Annotated in this window: 16 protein-coding genes; 5 read left to right on the forward strand and 11 right to left on the reverse strand. The window is 40.2% G+C overall.

The features are described 5' to 3' along the window. Nucleotides 1–244: 244 nt before the first annotated feature. Nucleotides 245–454, reverse strand: coding sequence for a GGDEF domain-containing protein (locus C427_RS19555; RefSeq protein WP_007639793.1), 210 nt, complete (start codon nucleotides 452–454; stop codon nucleotides 245–247). Nucleotides 455–1,027: 573 nt separating this feature from the next. On the opposite strand from C427_RS19555, the gene C427_RS19560 reads away from it, so the two are divergent. After that, complete coding sequence (locus C427_RS19560; protein WP_007639791.1) at nucleotides 1,028–2,119, forward strand: alkene reductase; 1,092 nt, start codon at nucleotides 1,028–1,030, stop codon at nucleotides 2,117–2,119. Nucleotides 2,120–3,304: 1,185 nt separating this feature from the next. On the opposite strand, the gene C427_RS19565 is transcribed toward C427_RS19560, so the two are convergent. Genes C427_RS19565 through C427_RS19585 form a run of 5 tightly spaced genes read right to left on the reverse strand, consistent with a single transcriptional unit; the run spans nucleotide 3,305 to nucleotide 8,877 of the window. Further along, entirely contained in the window at nucleotides 3,305–4,066 is a 762-nt protein-coding gene (locus C427_RS19565) for an SDR family oxidoreductase (RefSeq protein WP_007639788.1), read from the reverse strand. Further along, nucleotides 4,066–4,974: a 3-hydroxyisobutyrate dehydrogenase gene (gene mmsB / locus C427_RS19570; protein WP_007639780.1), complete on the reverse strand. Its 909-nt coding sequence runs from the start codon at nucleotides 4,972–4,974 to the stop codon at nucleotides 4,066–4,068. The genes C427_RS19565 and mmsB overlap by 1 nt, the downstream gene beginning before the upstream one ends. Nucleotides 4,975–5,008: 34 nt before the next feature. Then, nucleotides 5,009–6,163, reverse strand: a complete 1,155-nt coding sequence (locus C427_RS19575; protein ID WP_007639776.1) for an enoyl-CoA hydratase/isomerase family protein — start codon at nucleotides 6,161–6,163, stop codon at nucleotides 5,009–5,011. A gap of 41 nt (nucleotides 6,164–6,204) precedes the next feature. Next, on the reverse strand, nucleotides 6,205–7,362 hold the full coding sequence (locus C427_RS19580) for an acyl-CoA dehydrogenase family protein (protein WP_007639774.1): 1,158 nt from the start codon (nucleotides 7,360–7,362) through the stop codon (nucleotides 6,205–6,207). 18 nt (nucleotides 7,363–7,380) lie between these two features. Next, on the reverse strand, nucleotides 7,381–8,877 hold the full coding sequence (locus C427_RS19585) for a CoA-acylating methylmalonate-semialdehyde dehydrogenase (RefSeq protein WP_007639772.1): 1,497 nt from the start codon (nucleotides 8,875–8,877) through the stop codon (nucleotides 7,381–7,383). Between the two features lie 219 nt (nucleotides 8,878–9,096). Between C427_RS19585 and C427_RS27850 the strand changes: the two genes are divergently transcribed. Genes C427_RS27850 through C427_RS19595 form a run of 3 tightly spaced genes read left to right on the forward strand, consistent with a single transcriptional unit; the run spans nucleotide 9,097 to nucleotide 11,578 of the window. Then, entirely contained in the window at nucleotides 9,097–10,041 is a 945-nt protein-coding gene (locus C427_RS27850) for a response regulator (protein ID WP_015431223.1), read from the forward strand. 41 nt (nucleotides 10,042–10,082) lie between these two features. Next, entirely contained in the window at nucleotides 10,083–10,760 is a 678-nt protein-coding gene (locus C427_RS27855) for a hypothetical protein (RefSeq protein ID WP_015431224.1), read from the forward strand. 56 nt (nucleotides 10,761–10,816) lie between these two features. Continuing rightward, the gene (locus C427_RS19595; RefSeq protein ID WP_007639769.1) at nucleotides 10,817–11,578 is read left to right on the forward strand and encodes a substrate-binding periplasmic protein; all 762 of its coding nucleotides are present in this window, start codon (nucleotides 10,817–10,819) and stop codon (nucleotides 11,576–11,578) included. 162 nt (nucleotides 11,579–11,740) lie between these two features. Here the strand turns inward: C427_RS19595 and C427_RS19600 are convergent, their stop codons facing one another. Further along, entirely contained in the window at nucleotides 11,741–13,129 is a 1,389-nt protein-coding gene (locus tag C427_RS19600) for a xanthine permease (RefSeq protein WP_226991194.1), read from the reverse strand. A gap of 603 nt (nucleotides 13,130–13,732) precedes the next feature. Here C427_RS19600 and C427_RS19605 point away from each other — a divergent pair. Beyond that, nucleotides 13,733–14,173 (forward strand): phosphate-starvation-inducible PsiE family protein, encoded by a 441-nt coding sequence (locus tag C427_RS19605; RefSeq protein ID WP_007639766.1) that lies wholly within the window; start codon nucleotides 13,733–13,735, stop codon nucleotides 14,171–14,173. A 91-nt stretch (nucleotides 14,174–14,264) separates the two neighbouring features. Here the strand turns inward: C427_RS19605 and C427_RS19610 are convergent, their stop codons facing one another. From C427_RS19610 to C427_RS19625, 4 genes are all read right to left on the reverse strand, one after another. Next, the gene (locus C427_RS19610; protein ID WP_007639764.1) at nucleotides 14,265–15,725 is read right to left on the reverse strand and encodes a WS/DGAT/MGAT family O-acyltransferase; all 1,461 of its coding nucleotides are present in this window, start codon (nucleotides 15,723–15,725) and stop codon (nucleotides 14,265–14,267) included. A 452-nt stretch (nucleotides 15,726–16,177) separates the two neighbouring features. Further along, nucleotides 16,178–17,407 (reverse strand): NAD(P)/FAD-dependent oxidoreductase, encoded by a 1,230-nt coding sequence (locus C427_RS19615; protein WP_007639761.1) that lies wholly within the window; start codon nucleotides 17,405–17,407, stop codon nucleotides 16,178–16,180. Between the two features lie 158 nt (nucleotides 17,408–17,565). Beyond that, the gene (locus tag C427_RS19620) at nucleotides 17,566–18,195 is read right to left on the reverse strand and encodes an SOUL family heme-binding protein (protein WP_051075223.1); all 630 of its coding nucleotides are present in this window, start codon (nucleotides 18,193–18,195) and stop codon (nucleotides 17,566–17,568) included. A 138-nt stretch (nucleotides 18,196–18,333) separates the two neighbouring features. After that, nucleotides 18,334–18,786 (reverse strand): MipA/OmpV family protein, encoded by a 453-nt coding sequence (locus tag C427_RS19625; protein WP_226991200.1) that lies wholly within the window; start codon nucleotides 18,784–18,786, stop codon nucleotides 18,334–18,336. Nucleotides 18,787–18,788 lie beyond the last annotated feature (2 nt).

An 18,788-nucleotide genomic window follows, 5' to 3' on the forward strand; every position in this document is an offset into this window, starting at 1 on the left:
GAAAAAGCGAGTACACGATAACCCCAAACGATGAAAAGCAGTTAATTATTCGGTGATTTTAAGACTGGTCAAGGTGGAAAAGCTACCCTTAGTTTAGAACTAATTTAGATAAACCAAGCTGTTGAACACCTACTTTTCCTATTCATGTAATCGCTGGCCTAGCTTACAAAAGCAAAAACAATACAGATCCTATTTGATAAGGAATTTATTTAGAAGAATCAAACTCTTGCTCTGTCCTGCTGACTTAACAACATGTCATGATGATTAAAGAAGCTCCTGCTAAACTACACTGCAACATAACGTGATGTAATCCGTCTGCAAATAATGAACGATTAGGTAAGTTAGTAAGCGTATCGTAATGGGCTATTTTTTCTAACTGCTCTTGATGCTTCTTTATAAAAATTAACTCATCGGCTCGTTTGTCTTTTTCTTTGTTGGCAGTAACAAGTGACAACTAAATTAGGGGAAGTTCAGTCGCAGCGCTATTGAGGATATAACGGGTAGTAGCGGCCGCAAATTGTGCGTCAGCTTGCGTTGATAGTTTTAATGCTCACGCCAACCAATGTGGGCAGTAAAGCCACGTCGACATTAGCAACACTTTTATCATAGGAACTGTAGGTTATCGTGCCGCTGACATCAGCGCCGCTGGCAGACTACTTAAGGTCATCGCCTCCTGCACACCAACGACTATTGAGTCAGATTGAGTCAGTATCTGCAATAACTTACGCAATAACTATGATACTCGATAATGAAAGCCTACTACTACTACTGAGTATTTACCACGTCAGTCATAGTTTGGTTTATCCGCTGAGGCTTGTTTACCGGCTCTAATTAGTGAAGAGGTGTATATATAATAATCTGCGAGAAAGAGACTAAAAAATTGAATTTATTCGCTTTAACTAAACCTATCAATTATTCGCAATGACAAATCAGCAATAATTCAAATGATAACCACAATAACCACTTGAAATAACAGATAACGAACCAACTTTATGTTCATAATTTAATTTTACTTGGAAATTGATTGATGTCAGCAACTGACTTATTTACACCAGTACAACTATTTGAACATGAGTTAAAAAACCGTTTTGTACTAGCGCCTCTTACCCGTGGCAGAGCAGGAAAAACCCGCATCCCTAATAGCATAATGGGCGATTATTATGAACAGCGTGCTACAGCAGGACTGGTCATTGTTGAGGCTACAGTTATTTCCGAAGAAGGCATAGGTTGGGTTGATTCGCCTGGTATATATACCGACGAAATGGTGGCAGGCTGGAAAACAATTGTTGATCGAGTACACGCTAAAAACAGTAAAATAGTGCTACAAATGTGGCATTGTGGGCGCGCATCTCACAGCGACTTTCACCATGGTGAAAAGCCTTTAAGTGCTTCTGCGATTAAAATTGATAATGACCAAATTCATACACCAGAAAGCAAAAAATATTACGAAGTACCAAAAGCAATGTCAAAGGATGATATTGCCAGAACCATGGCTGATTTCAAAAACGCAGCAATAAAAGCTAAAGCTGCTGGTTTTGATGGTGTTGAAATACATGCTGCTAATGGCTATTTAATTAATCAGTTTTTAGATGGTGTTAGTAATCAGCGTGATGATGAATATGGCGGTAGTATTGAAAACAGAATGCGTTTTTTAAAAGAGGCGCTTGCGACAGTAAAAGAAGTTTATCCTGCTGAATCAATAGGTGTACGTATTTCGCCTAACGGTGTTTTTAATGCAATGGGTTGCGACGATTACCAAGAACTTTACACTGCAGTGGTTAAGTATTTAAACCAACAGCAACTTGGATATTTGCACATCATGGATGGACTCGCCTTTGGCTTTCATGAGCGCGGTGAGCCAATGACTTTAAATGACTTTAGACCTTTATTTGATAACGTGATTATAGGTAACTGCGGTTATAATTTCGAAAGTGCAACACAAGCAATAACATCAAAACAGGCTGATATGATTGCTTTTGGTCGTCCATATATTAGTAACCCTGATTTACCAGCTAGATATCAACATAGTTTGCCATTGTCGGCATATGATGACGTCACTCATTGGTACGGCGGCGGAGTTGAAGGTTACAGTGATTATCCTGCATACAAAGCTGAATAAAACAAAATAAATTTTAACAACAAACTTTTGAATTAAGGCGAGCGCAATGCTCGCCTCTTTAAGATTGTTAAACCATAAATACCTTTCGATATTTATCCAGAAAACTAGCTGCTTAGTCTATCCGCTTTCATCCTAGCTTGAGTATTCTCAATTAAAAAAACAATAACTATTAAGAATTTTAATGGTAGAAATTGTGGGCTTAGTTAGATGACAAAATAATGTTTATAAGAAGGGAATCCAAGTCCTAATGTTTATGACCTTTAAATTAAAATATACGACAATTTTAATTTATATCCAGTGTTTGTTGAGACAACTGTTCACGCATGAAATTATAGGGCACCATGTTTTTCCGAATGATTTTTTCAATACCTGAAGGTGAGAGTTCTGTACTTATATCTTTTTTGTATCAACAAATTCACTACTGTTAATAACGTCAACATGCCAAGACTCCCTTCCTTTCCAGTTTACCTCGAACCGCGGTGCCAATCTAAAACACTTCTAGGCATTACATACTTGATAGAATTAAAGTTGCGACCGACAGATTTGATTCTGAGACGTTATTAGGCTTTCAGCATTCACAATGAAAGGCTTGTTTCAAGTCAATGGATAAACTGGAGCCTCTGATTAAAAACGTATGTTGGGCTTATAATATCTGACTATCTAAAATAAAGGGTGTGACATGATAGCCATATTTTTCATAAAACCGGCTGTTGCAGACTATGATGGGAGAGTAAGTCAAAAACCTGATTGAAATTTTTCTGGGTTATTCGAACATCATTTGGTGAGAGCATTACTTGTTTATAAATATCGATAAATGCCTCCAAAATGACATTAAATTAACCTGAATTGAGCATCATATTTTCGAATGTTGTACTTTTTGACCGAAGTAAACACCAAAGAAAATGAAGTGAATGACTAATTGGCTTTATCAAAGTAGATTTCCAACCGAGTATTAGCGCTACTAGTCATAAACCTAATAATGCACAGACTAAATAGCAATAATACTCGGAACAGGTCACGGTATTTTATACAGGGTTTACATAACTGATTTTTATTATATTTCTGTACCCTTTTCATTTTGAGCATAAGATAAACCAGCACATTGATAGTTGATTTACCTGATACTTTTTCAATGTTTCCTGACTAATCCGTTATCGCTAGGCTACGCATTTTGTTTCGATGGTTCTAAACCCTAGTCCCACCATCCAACTCTAACGTTCTGCCCGTAAAATAATCATTCTCAAAGATAAACTTAGCTGCATGAGCAAGCTCTTCCACTTCAGCAAGACGTTGTGCGGGGATGCTTTTGATAAACATTTCACGCATTTCAGGGCGCATTTGTGCGGCCATAGCGGTTTCGACAAGACCGGGGGCAATACAACCTGTGCGAATACCAAAACGGGCGAGTTCTTTAGCCCAAGAGACGGTCATGGTCGCCACTGCCGCTTTAGATGCTGAATAGTTAGTTTGACCAGCATTACCAGCGCGAGACACAGAAGAGATATTCACTATTACACCTTTGCTTTTGGTCTCGACCATTTGTGCAGCCGCTTCACGGCTACACAAAAATGTGCCAGTGACATTCACATCCAAAACCGATTGGAATTGTTCTAGCGGCATTTTATTAACCACTTTGCCTTCTTTAACTTTGAGCAACATGCCATCACGCATAATACCAGCACTATTGATCAAGCCATTGATTTGACCAAATTCTGCAGCAATTTTTGTAAACGTCTCTTCAACTTGTTTCTCGTCAGTCACATTGACTGCATAACCACTGGCTCTTACGCCAAGCTTTTCGATTTCGCTAGCTGCGGCTTCTACGGCTTCTTTCTGCATATCTAATAAAGCAATATGTGCACCTTGTTTGGCAAACTCTTCAGCCATGGCTTTACCCAAACCTTGGGCGGCACCGGTGATGACAATCACTTGATTTTGTAAATTCATTACGACTTCTCTTGCTTGGAAAATAAATTAAAAATACTGGAAAAGTCCAGTTGTCCGTTACCTTGCATACTATGAATAGTATACAAACTTTGCGCCAGCGCGCCCATAGGGGTAGACGATTGGCTTTTAATACCGGTATCCATAGCGAGGCCTAAATCTTTCTTCATCAAATCCACCATAAAACCGCCTTGGTAGTCATTAGATGAAGGGACGTTGGGCATTACATCAGGACATGGGTTATATAATTCTAAAGTCCAATTTCTACCAGAGCTTTGCAGCATAATATCTGACATCACTTTAGGATCTAGGCCGTTATCAATCGCCATTTGTAGCGCTTCAGAGGTGCCTAACATCAATACTGACAACAACATGTTATTGCATATCTTGGCGACCTGCCCTGCCCCATGGTCGCCAGCATGAAAGATGTTTTTGCCCATAGCCTGCAAAATTGGCAGTGCTGTTGCATAATCCTGCTCTTTACCACCGACAATAAAAGTCAAAGTGCCCGCTGTGGCGCCGCTCACCCCACCTGATACTGGAGCATCAATAAAATGGATGTTTCTCTCTGCTAATTTGTTGGCAACCGCTTTTGAAGTCAAAGCATCAATTGTGCTCGAATCAATCACCAAGGTGCCTGCTTTTAACTGGTTAATTAACCCATTTTCAGCAATGTAAAGTGACTCTACATGTTTACCCGCAGGCAGCATCGATATGACTATATCTGCGTCTTGAACAACCTCAGATGCAGAATTGGCTTGGTCAGCACCAGCTTGTTCCAGAGTGTCCATAGTGGCTTGCACTAAGTCAAATACAGATACGCTATAACCCGCTTTTAAAAGATTGAGCGCCATAGGAGATCCCATATTGCCCAAGCCTATAAAGGCTATCTTAGGATGTTGTTTTTGCATTTTTGTTGCCTATTTTGATTGCCGGTTTTTCTTATTAATTAACGCCTAAATGCGCAAGAGGATGGGCATTTAGTGACCAAATATTTTCAAAGAAATAATCAATAGTATCCTTGGGAACTTGGTCAACAGATTTAAAACGCCAATTGGGTTGATGATCTTTCTCAATCAACAGCGCCCTAACACCTTCTTGGAACTCGCCAAACTCACCACATTTACAAGATAAACCTAATTCCATTTGAAAACATTCTGCCAAAGTCATGTCTTTGCCTCTTAACAGTTGTTCAAAAACCAGATTTGCAGTGATCGGTGACCCAGCACTTAAGGTTTTCTGTGCTTTACTTAGCCATTTATTATCTTCAGCATTAACTGACATTATGTACTCAGCGGCTTGAGATGCATCAGTTTTAGTCGCTAAACTTGTGAACCAATCCTGATATTCGATAAGGTTACCCTGGGGTAATTGCTCACTATGCAAAGTGTGAAAATCATCGCAAATGCTCGACAAAGTTTGGTGTAATACATCTGGTTGCCAATTTGCTGCTAACAGTCTGTCAAAAAGAGTCTGCTGGGCATCGTGGGGCACAAAGTAGTCGGCTAAATTGCTATATATCGCATCGGCTGCATTAATGAATGCCCCTGTCAGTCCTAAAAACAGACCACAACCTGCTGGCATTTTATTTAAAAAGTAGCTACCGCCTACGTCTGGATATAAACCGATACTGATTTCAGGCATAGCAATACGTGAGGTTTCTGTGACAACTCTGTGACTACCGCCACTCATTAAGCCCATTCCTCCTCCCATAATAATGCCGTTACCCCACACTAAAATTGGCTTGGAGAACATGTGGATCAGGTGATCGAGTTGATATTCTTGGGTAAAAAAGTTCTGTAACGCGTAGCTATTGTTAGCATCAGGATTTTCCTTAACAGCACCCCAATCCTGCATAGATTTGTACATCGACACAATATCGCCGCCGGCACAAAAAGCCCGTTCACCACTACCGTCTAAAATCACCATCGCAATCTTCGGATCTTGTTGCCATTTTTCTAGTTGCGGCGTAAGCAAGTTGATCATGGGCAAATCTAGGGCATTCAGCGAAGCGGGTTTAGTTAACGTAGCATGACCAATTTTAAAACCATTTTCGGTGGTTAATTCGTCAAAAATAACCGGTGCATTTTCACTAAACATAATATTCCTAATTTAACAGTGGTATTGAATCGAAAAAATACCTAGAGAATGTCGCCAGCATGTTCTGCCAATAGACGTCGACCAATGATCATTCGCATAATTTCATTAGTACCTTCCAAAATTTGGTGTACTCGCACGTCTCTTACGTATCTCTCTAAGGGATACTCTTTGATATACCCATACCCGCCATGAATTTGTAATGCTTCATTACACACATTAAAACCGACATCGGTGGCAAAGCGTTTTGCCATGGCGCAATAAGCACTGCATTCTGGGTCTTCATTGTCCAGCTTGAACGCAGCCAATCTAACCATTTGCCTCGCTGCCACTAACTCAGTCGCCATATCAGCCAGCTTAAATTGTAAGGCTTGAAACGCCGCAAGTGGTTTACCAAATTGAGTACGCTCTTGCATGTAAGATTTAGCGGTGTCCAATGCCATTTGCGCAGTGCCAATTGAACAGGTCGCAATGTTGATACGCCCGCCATCTAAGCCTTTCATGGCAAAAGTAAATCCCTGTCCTTCTTCACCTAACAAACAATCTGCTGATACACGGACATTATCAAACGTAATCAAACGTGTTGGCTGGGCATTCCAGCCCATCTTTTCTTCGGCCTTACCGTAAATCACACCTTCGGCATCAGCAGCAATCACAAAAGCAGAAATGCCTTTAGGACCCGCTTCGCCGGTGCGCGCCATCACCACCAACACTTCGGTCTCACCTGCACCTGATATGAACATCTTGGAGCCGTTTAACAGGTAATCCCCAGCATCTTTTTTAGCTGAAGTGCGCATAGCTGCAGCGTCTGAACCTGAACCAGGCTCAGTTAAGCAATAAGATGCTAATTTTTCACCCGTGACTAAACTCGGACACCATTTATCTTTAGCTGCTCTTGTCCCCCACGTTGCCACCATCCATGTGGCCATATTATGAATGGTCATCATGGCTGTAGTGGTGGTGCATCCCATAGCAAGTTGTTCAAAAATAATGGAGGAGTCCAAGCGACTTAAGCCCAAACCACCTTCGCTTTCTGGCGAATACAAACTACAAAAACCCAACTCACCAGCTTTTTGAATCACCTCTTTTGGGAAAATATGCTCTCTATCCCACTTTGCGGCATGTGGCGCTAACTCCTGCTCAGCAAATTGTTTGGCTGTAACGGCAAAAGCAAGTTGATCATCAGTTAAGTCAAAATTCATAACTCTTTCCTTATTTTCCTATTTCAACGAGATGGTCATATTAGGGCCAGACGGAATATCGTCTTCAAACCAGCGTGCTGTGATCGTTTTTGTTTCAGTATAAAAACGCACGGCTTGTTTACCATAAGCATGTAAATCGCCATAAAAAGAGTTTTTCCAACCTGTAAAAGAGAAAAATGGCAGTGGCACGGGAATAGGTACGTTGATACCCACTTGACCTACTTCTATTTCATGTTGGTATTTACGCGCTGCTGCACCGCTAGCAGTAAAGATAGACGTGCCGTTACCGTATGGGTTGCGATTCACGAGAGCAATGGCCTCTTCTAAGGTATCAACTGTCATACAGCACAATACTGGACCAAAAATTTCTTCTTGGTAAATCACCATGTCTTCGCTCACGTCGGCAAAAACAGTAGGTCCAACCCAATTACCTTGTTGATAACCTTCTTTATCTAAAACAAAACCTGAGCCATCGAGCAAACAAGTCGCTCCCTCGTCTTTACCTTGTTGAATTAATGACAGCACTTTTTGTTTCGCTTGAGGGCTAATTAACGGGCCAAACCCAGCTGATTCATCGTCCCATAATCCTGGTTTAACGGCCTTTAAGAGTTCAGTTAATTCACCTATCCACTCTTTAGACTCGCCTACAAATACCGCCACAGAAATAGCCATACACCGCTGCCCTGCTGCGCCTACAGAAGCGCCAACTAGGTTATTGATGACTTGCTGTTTATTGGAGTCAGGCATGATGACTGAATGATTTTTGGCCCCAGCAAAACACTGAGCACGTTTCATGTTGTCGGTGGCTGTTTTATAGATATGTTGCCCTACAGGCACCGAGCCAACAAAAGACACAGCGCGAATGTCTGGGTCTTTCAGTAACGCGTTAACCTGCTCTTTGCCGCCATGCACTACATTAAGTACACCTTTGGGCGCACCCGCTTGCACAAACAACTCAGCTAACTTCATTGGCGTCAGAGGGTCTTGCTCTGAGGGTTTGAGAATGAAGGTGTTACCGCAAGCAATCGCCATAGGAAACATCCATAGTGGGATCATCGCCGGAAAATTAAAGGGAGTAATACCTAAACACACACCTAATGGTTGAATATAACTGTAAGTATCGATACCTCTAGCCACATTTTCTGCAGTTTCGCCCATCATCATTGACGGAATATTCATGGCTTGTTCTACCACCTCAATACCACGCCACACATCGCCTTTTGCATCTGCCAGGGTTTTACCCGTCTCGCTGCTTAAAATGATAGCAATTTCTTCATGATGCTCTTTCAGCAAATGCTGATAGCGCATCATCACTCGTGCTCTTTCTGAAGCAGGCACTTCTTTCCATTCTTCGAAAGCCGCTTTTGCACTAGCCACGGCTAACGCCAATTCAGCGTCAGTGGTGCAAGTCAATTCTGCAATCACTTCATTATTAGCGGGATTAGTTACTGCTATGTTTGGCAGTGAAGTCGATGTGACCAACTCGCCATTGATTAAAGACGGAACAAGATGCATAAGTAGTCCTAAATAGTTAATATTTTACGAGGCTAACAAATTTTTACCTTTACGTTAACGTAAAGTAAACAATTTAGTTTACTAATAACTGTGTCGATAGCTATACAACTTCAAAATATGCAATTTTATGCGCATACGAATATAGACTTAAAAAATTCATTATTTTTATCTCTTGCGCCTGTTATGCTGCAACTCAGGTGTAAAAAATAGTTCACTTATATGTCCCTTGCTAAAGTTAAAGTCGCAGTTGTGGAAGACAATGGCATGGCACGCGCTAATATCCGTAATCATTTATTGGATATGGGGTTTGGCCACATTAGCTGTTTTAGTAATGGTCGAGAACTAAAAGCCAATCTTAAAAATCAGAAGTTGGATCTTCTACTGATGGATTTTCACCTTGGCCAAAATAAAAATGGTGTAGAGGTCATACAAGACTTACAAAAGCAAAAAAAAATCACCCACACTACATGTGTCATGTTTATTACCTCAGACCGACTCCCGCTGATAATCGGGCAGATTGTTGATGTGCATCCAGAAGCATTAGTGGTCAAGCCTTATACAATACGTAATTTGGTTAAGAATATTTCTAGCTGTCTTAACCTACATAAATATTTGATGCCTGTTTACGAAATGATGGATGAGGAAAATTATCCGCAAGCATTAGTGCTACTAGACCATTTGCTAGGACAAAATACCCTTCCTAAGAAAAAAAGTGCTCTGACCAAGCTGCGTGCCAGATTACTAACCAAGTTAGGCCGCTATGCAGAGGCTGCAGTACTTTACCGTTTGATTTTAGAACGCTCAGACAAGGTCATATGGGCAAAATGGGGCTTGATTCAAAACTTATTTTTAGATGAGCATATAGAAGAAAGTGAAACTTTATTGCGCGATTTGACTTTTTCAGAACTCACCAGTGTCAAAGCATGTGAATGGTTGGCACGCATAAGCGTCAACAACAACCAGTACAACAAAGCTGAAAACTACATGCATCAAATCCGCGAAGGCGAGTTATCTATTCCTGCCGCTCGTTTGAAAGCTTATATATATCAGGCGCAAGAGCGTGGCAAAGAAGCCATTACGTTGTTAGAAAAAAGCGTGAATCTAACCGCTCTATTCGCGAACGTTACGATGAAATATCACTCGATCTTGCTCGCTGTTATATAACTGAAGCAGAACTGAGATCTAAACCTGAAAGCTCTTCAGATTTGAAAGTCGCCAAATATTTGATTGGTGCTGCAGGCAGAAAACTATCCGACCCGAGCTTAATCATCAGAAAAGATTATATGTTTGCGATGATTGCTTTTATGGAAGGTAATGTAGTCAAAGCGAATGAAATTTTATCTCGTCCGGGTATGAGTGAACTTCAAGATGCTGAAATATCCACGGTTACCGATGCAGTTCAGGCTTGGCGTAATGCCGGCGATGATGAAAAAGCCAAAGAGTTTTTAAAACTCAGCCAAGAAAAGCTCAAAGGTATTGAGGACGGTAATGAAAAAACAGTCTCAGGTATGTTGGTCGCAAAAGGCGAAGATGCCATCGGCGAAAGAAGACCACAAGCCCTTGAATTTAATAAAATTGGATTGCAAAAATACACCAGCAAACAATATATTGCAGCGACGGACGACTTCTATCAAGCTTATCTATTATTCCCGCGTGAGTTGGCTTTTAGCCTCAACTTATTGCAAGGCTTAGTCGATGCAGAGTTACTTTTCTACAAAAAAGTGAACACCCTTGAGTTTTTAACAGAACTACAAAATCGTTACCTCAATGAAGGTAATAAAAAACGTTTAGAAGAAATTGTCAGTCGTATCACCAAGAAAAAAGATGTATATTTTATCTCAACTTTGGCCAAGGATGAGACGAGTCAAGAAAGGGATAAATAAGCCGCTAATGTCACTTCACATTAACAATAAAACACAATTTAAAATATAGGTGAGTTGTGCTTAATAATAAAATTTACATATTCGTGCTTGTTGTTTATTTGTGTTTACAAGCAACATCTTGTTTTGCTTCAGATAAAAAAGAATCAACAACGTTATATTTCGATCTGGGAGAAAAAGGTGGTTGGGTGCCTTTTAGAAATGCAGAGAAAAACGGCGGAACCAGCGTTTTCACAGATTTATCAAAAGCTTTGGAAGCTGATTCAGGTATTCAGTTTCAAACTGTCAATTTCCCTCAAAAACGAGCAGACAAAGCACTCATAGATGGCTTGGTCGACTTTGATTTCACTTGCCTTGAATGGTTTAAAGGCAATGACCCTGGACCGGAATTTGTGGCAACTGAGCCCTTTTTTGAAATTACAGAATATATAATATCATTAAAGAAAAACACCCACTTATTTCCGACTCCAGAATCTATTTTTGGAAGTCGTGTGGGTACTATTTCAGGTTATCTATACTTTGACGATGACAAGTTTACTCGTACAGATTTTCTGAACGAAAGTCGACTGGTCTTGGGGTTAAAAAACGATCGCTTCAAGGTCATCATTTTAGAAAGAGAAACCGCTAAGTATTGGGCAAAAATCAATAATACAGAGATAGATTTTGCAGCTTTGCATACTAGCGGTAATTTAGTGATGAGATTAAGAAAAGAACATAGCGCTTTAATACCTTTGTTAAACCAAGCGGTTCAAAGAATGAAAACATCGGGGAAACTCCAAGCAATATTATCCAGCCACGGTATTGATTCAAAAATTTACTAAGTGCGTTTAAATAAGCTCATCAACTAATTAAAGCTGCCCACTTACCTTTTCGATACGGATATGTTTTACATTGAGTTTGTTCAGTCAATTGCAGTTTAGGTTGCTTAAACACAACTAAAAAACGGCGGTTTGAAGAGCCGTCTGAAGTTGATATTCAGTAGATTACTTTTCTTTTACAAGTATTTCTTTTTTAGGTATAAAAACCTGAAAACCACATAACGCGGCAATCACAATAATACCCACTAACAAACCTAACCAAGGTTCAAAGATGCTAAATGCCATGGCTGTAATAACCATCGCGCCTCGTTCAGTCGCATCATTTACGAGTGATAAGGCTAACGTGGCACAGGCAAATGCAGTCAACACCAAAGTGACCGCTAAGGCCAAGGGTAATAAGGGTTCTAACAACGTCACGAACGGCAGTAATATAAATAGAAAAGGTAAACCAAACGCATAAAAACTCCCTATGCTGTCAAAAATTGAGTCTAACTTGTCTCTTCCTTGTGTCCATTTTTTAAGAAGAACTACTTGGATGCCAGTCCACAACACTCCTTGAGTCGCAAAGAAAGGCGCAATAATACCCATTATAATATTTCTAATGCCAGTGGCCATATGTGCGCGACTGGCGTTTAACTCGAGCTTTTCATCGGTGCGAGTAGCTTGTGCCTGTTCTATCATTTCATTGCCAGTCACCACATCACCAAAAAACAAAATATAGGTGATTAACGCTAATGGAAACGAAGCCATAAGCGTTTCAATTGGTGGCCAACCGATCACAAAAGGTGAAGCTTTTTCCCATAAAGAGGTAGTAGAAGCGACCACATCAAGAATTTCCCAGCGAATATTATATTGAAACTCCCCCGTAAAATATCCAACACTGCCTGCGATAACAAACCCAGGTAATAGACCAAAACCTAAAATAGTCGCCAGCCACTTTTTATCTATAGCCAGCGCTTGAAGGGGCTTCGAAAAGGCAAATACTAAACAAATTACCACCCCTAACGTCCCCGCTATAGGTGCTAGTTGAAATACATTTGCCGCATCGCCATCTTTAGTAACACGCAAAAAAGCAGCAATTGCTGCACCCAGTATAATGCCGCCTTTGAACACATTCGGGACAATTTTAATTATCTTAGCGCCAAGTCCTGTCACCCCTAACACAATCAAAATAAACGCAAAGTTTAATGAAAGTGCTGTCATGGCTTGAAATTGAGAAACATGGTCCCCCAAATAAGCCGGTGCTGTAATAAACGCCACCACAAAAGGTATTGCTGGTGTTAACCAGCCTGGCGCATAAGGGTCGCCGAAGAACATCCAAGAAAAAGAGATAAGCGTGCTATGAAACATCGCCATAGTCACCGCTTCTTCAAAGTTCAACCCCAATAAAGCCATGAAATAAGGGACCAAAGCCAATCCCGTCGCACCAGCTACTGCAAAACCTTGCAGCATATCGGACAACGAAAAACGCATATGAATTAGCGGGATCCGCATCGTAAAGGGGCCCCATTTAATACCAGGTTGAACTTCTCCGTCAGGTCTTGTCTTTAGCATATGGTTACTCTCGGATTGGACTAAAATTAAAACGTACACACTTATTAGCATGTCGCTACGTCATTGCTTGTTAAAGTTGAGTTATAAAATTAAGCAAAATATAATTACATCATTATTAACATAAAAAGAACAATCGTTTTACATGCTCAAGGTGCTTCTATCAGAAATAATGATAAACACATTTACACATTTGAAGCGGTGATACTCTTAAAATAAGGACAAATCAGACTAATATGGACGTTTGAAGCGACAGTTTTTGAACTTCAATTAAGGAGTAATATTGAGTTTTTGTTTTTCATTCTGGTTTCTCGATTAACAGGTTCAACATGTTAGTAGCCTGCAGTATTCACATACTTTTATGTCCTAATTTATGTATCTCACGACTTGTATATGCCTAAAAACTATTTTCAAGGTGTTGATTCAACGTACTTTCTCCGTAGTTTATATTATATTAGGGACTTATACAGGTGTTCTGAAATTCCGAAATTGAGAACATCAATAATTGTAAACGAAAATATTATTGTTCTATGCAGAGTCGCATTTCTAAGTGTTACAACTTTGTGAATTCGAAGCTTATAACCCTATACCCTTTTGGATAAAACTATGAAACATGAAGAGTTACCTGAAAATCATTCAGATCCGTTATTAAACGTTCTGCATATCACCATTCGATTCGCGATTAGAATTCTTGCTTGTTTGATGGTGTTAGTAATTTATTGGAGCATTGCAGACGTTGTTTATGTTCTGTACCAAAAGCTTTCTTCCCCACCTATTTACCTATTAGATGTTGAAGATATTCTGCAAACTTTTGGTGCTTTTATGCTGGTATTAATAGCTGTGGAGATATTTATAAACATTCGATTGTATCTTGGCTCGAATGTTATCCCAGTAGAATTAGTCGTGGCTACAGCTCTGATGGCTGTTGCACGAAAAGTCATAGTATTAGATCTCAAAATTGTTTCGGCAGAGCAAATTATTGGTATTGCTTTAGTCACTATTGCTCTGGGAGTAACGTACTGGTTAATCAAACATAAAAACAAGTGAGCCCAAATAAGACTAAAAGAACAGTCAATTTAGGCATTCATTAATGTTTAATTAGTCTCTTTACCTACAGTCGAGACATAACTAAAACGGCTTAGTTTTCGCTTACGTCAGCTTCAGGATGTGCTTTCAAACTAAGCTCTAACAGTTCTTGGTGCGCATCTTTCATATGCTGCGCCAATTCGTGTATATCAGGCATCAGCTTTTGACACGAAATTAATCCAAAGTCGAGCCAACCATTGTAACTTTGCAATGTGATGTTCAATCCCATTCCGTGATAAGGGATCGAGACTGGGTAGGTACTGATTTGTTTGGCGCCAGCAAAGTACAACGTAATGTTAGGACCAGGAACATTAGAAATCAGCACGTTGGCAAACGGTGGTACCGAGTTTGCGACTCTGGTACGAGTTAACGTCGAGGCGATGCTACTCACTAACCAGGGAGCACCGATTGAGGGAAAGTCAGTGGGCATAATGGCTTTTACATCAGACATCAATGTTTTGGTGTGGGTGGAAGAAACATTGATGGCTTGGAGCCGCTCCAAAGGGTCTTTGATATTAGTTGCAAGACTCATTCGGGCCATAGACACTTGGTTACTGAGTTCGGTGTTACCTTCAGGGCGCACACTGACTGGTATAGCTGCCAACAGAGGTTCTTTGGCGTAAAATCCCTCATCTTTGAAGTAACGATTCATACCCTCGCCAGAGATTGCCATAACCACATCATTAAGACTGACATTATTGAGCTTAGCGATTTTTTTACTCTCGGCATAAGGAATAGAAAAACGTGCAAAACTACGCTGATTGGTAATGGTAGCGTTGAGCGGCGTCTTGGGTGCAAGCCAGTTCATGCGATGGGCATTGCTTCCGTCAGGGGACTTAGTGGGTCTGAGCATGGCCAAAGCTTTGAGTGTTAACTTTGGCATGTTTTTGGTCAATTTAATTGATTGGCTAATGTTATGCATCACACCTGACGCCGTAAGTTCGGCAATACCATAGTTGTCTGCCCTAGCAGATTCTCTGCGGCGCTTACGCTTGTTCACTGCACGGGGTACTGCCGACACGTCCATAATGGCTTCCATTAATACTTGGCCGCCCATACCATCGAGCGCAGCATGATGCATTTTAGAATAGAGTCCCACATAGCGGGTGCCCTTAGGTGAGTCTGAGGGCACGGGTAAACCATCGAGTATATGCATCTCCCATAAAGGGCGGCTACGATCTAGCAAGCTAGAGTGCAATCGAGCTACCAGTTTATCCACACTCCCCCTAGTCGCAGGTGGCGGTACAATCACATGTCGGATGTGGTAGTCAATATCGATAGCCTCATCCATAACCCAAATCGGATTAGCGATATCGAATGGCATATTGATTAACTTGCGCTGAAAAATAGGTGCCATGTGCATGCGATTTTGAATATGGGTTCGCACATCCTCCATAAAATCACCTTCATAATCTGCAGGCAGCTCTAATATGCTCAGGCCACCAACATGCATCGGAGTTTCAGGTGATTCCAAGTGTAAAAATGCCGCATCTAAGCCGCTAAGGTGATCCATTGATTTTCCTTCAGGTTGTTGAAAAACGTTTTAATGAGGTCCCTTTCATATGGACTACATCACCTGCCTCAATGCCAACAATAATCAAGCGTTCATTTATTAAATATTCATAAAACGTTTTGCATAACTTGATTAACCTCATCCAAGCATGAAGTGAGGAGAAATATTCAATACTGAATTTAAAGTACCGCTAATTTTTGTTTAAAGCAACGGCCTAATATGTAGGCTTTGCATCTGAAGAATATAGGCAGTATGTTCTATACTAGGATGAAATAATAATTAGCTTAAACTAACTATTATTTAAAGAATCTCTAATTTAAGCAATTACTTATCTAAAGAATCACTGTGTCGATTCGTTAAATAGTATTGGCAATGAGTTAATAAAATAATCAAATTTGACCGATTTTATAATGTAGGGCTGACATTTTATTAAAGGGCGATGATGAATGCCCTTATAAAACTTTACTCCGCCCTATTAATACTCTGGGCCTTAACTTTAAAATTTCGACTAATAATAGCTTCTCGGTGGATAGAGTAATTCTGTCAGCTATGCCTAAAACTCGTTGCTCTATGGGCAGAAGTGCTGATAAGCGAGCCATATAAAACTGGTAAACAGCTTCTTTACCTGCGGCCAAAAGTGGACTGGCTAAAACTAACTTGCCTTGGACGAAGTATGTGTTGATGTCACCGAGCGAGAGTAAAATAGGTTTAGTTCGAACTTTCAACGGTTTTAAGGTTTTTTTATCGCAAAACCGATTAATATTAAGCGCGGCATGAAGCCCCATGTCTAGAGCTATACTGGCTTGCTTAGGTAATGAGCTTGATAGCGTAGCAGAATCACCTGCAACAAAAATACTACTAAACTCTGTAGTTTGTAAGTACTCATTGACTGCTAATCCATTAGAAGTAATCGGTGTATTGATGTCGTTAAGATAATCAGGCAGCTTGGTGCCAGCAGACCAAATGGTTAAGTCTGAATCGATAGATTTGTTGTCACTGAAATGAATACTAGATTGTTTAACTTCAATGATTTTTTGGTTGAAGTGAAAACTAACTTGGTAACTTTTACACTGGCTTATAACGTCATCAGACAACTTTTCTGGCAAGGCTTGCAGCAATCTTGAGGCACTGTCGATGACGTTAAAGTGCAGTTGCTTGTTTGATGCATATTTGCGTAATAATTCGCCCAACACTTCTACCCCAGTAAAACCTGCACCAACAATACTGATATTAACGGGATGTTTGTTGTTATTTAGAAGGGCCTCAATATCATTATGTATTTGTATTACATCATCAGCCGTACGAAATCCATATGCATATTCGCTAGCGCCTTTAATGCCATAGTTTGATCGTGAATGGCCAGATGCAATCAACAATACATCATAATTGAGTATCTGCTTGTCATCTAATGTGACGGTTTGCAAAGCGCCGTCAATGCTAGAGACAGTTTGGTTAATAAAGCGGTGCCCTAATCTTGTGATAATAGTGTCTAGATTTAAACTTAGACTGGTTTCTTTTTTAACGTCTGACAAAATTTCATGGATGTTAGGTGTCCACTGAAAATCCTGCTTGGCATCAATGACGGTTACGTCATGGCTTTTACATAGCTTGCTTACGGCGGTAAGGCCCGCAAAATTGGCGCCAATAACTATAATACGAGACTTTTTTCGATTGAGTGTCAAAAGGAATTTCCTGAATAGTTAAAGACTTAAATTAATTATGGTTAGACTAACATTTAAATTGGATAACTACCCAGACAGCGATGTTAATTCAATTAGGTACTTTTGAATATTTACAATGGTTGTATGGATAACTGTCTAGATGATAATTGTAAATAAACTTACTTAATCTCAATTAACATTTCATTGCGACGCCAGATAGGCAACGTTAAAGGTCCATTGTAGCCAGCTTTTACTGGCTCACTGATAGCCACGTAACCATTTTCAGTGATCCAAGTTTTAAGGATGAGGGTGTATTTCTCTACGTTACTGTTGCTCAATGTTCCGCTAAACTGAATGCTAGCCACTTTATAATCTTTAAGCTCACTCAAGTATACTTCAGGGTTAGTAGGTTTAGGCGTTGTTGCCAATGTGAAATCTTTTGGCATCACGAATGACATCATCGAATTGTCGGCACTGTCATTCATAAACACAGGTGCAGTCATTGATATTTCTGAGCCTTTTTTCACGTCTTTTTTATCGTTCATAATGACGGGAGCTGTCATAGCAATTTCTGTTGCCCCTTCATTATCGCCGGTAATATAGCTGAACAATTTTCTAAAAGCACTGTTACCACTTTCACTGGACATACTAGTAGACACCAATACCATTGAATCATAGTTACGCACTTCAATTTTCTGAGCCTCGTCGGCCTCTAGAAGAGTATACGGAGCTGTAGCCACATCACTTTGGCCCACAACTGAACACCCAGTCACAAATATTGATGTCAATATTGATAATATAAATTTCACTATAACCCCGTTCATTATATTTCTATTGCAAATTTATTTTTGAGTCGCGCATCTAATTTTTGGGTCGCGCGCCTATAAGATATAAACAGGTTACAAACCTTATTTACTGTCTAAGTCACATACTTTAAAACAAATAGCTTAAAAAGCGTAGAGTAATCCAAAAAAACCATTAACCGCAACGCTTCCGTCCGCAATTGGACTATTTTTCACATCACTAGGTAGAGACTGCCAACGTAAATTTGCCACCATATTCCATTGCTTGTTTATTTGATAATATCCGCCCAACGTGACCCCTAGCGGAAGCACACTGCCAGCTTCGTATTGAAAGTAAACAGAATTGTTTTGCTCGTCTGCATCCACACCAAAATAATAATCAGCATAATCAGCAGACAAATATTCCAATTCTGCTCCAAGGTTAATCATCCACTTACGTTTTGGGTGAGTAAAGAGGGTTCTTTGCAACCCAACAACTGCGCGCTGCCCTTGATGCTTATTAGAGATATCTGTTACCAAAGAAACAGATATAGTCGCAAAATCGAGGGGGTGACTATAGTTAACACCCAACATAAACGAAAAATCACGGTCTTTTATAC

This window comes from Paraglaciecola psychrophila 170, from assembly GCF_000347635.1.
GTDB classification, from domain to species: domain Bacteria; phylum Pseudomonadota; class Gammaproteobacteria; order Enterobacterales; family Alteromonadaceae; genus Paraglaciecola; species Paraglaciecola psychrophila.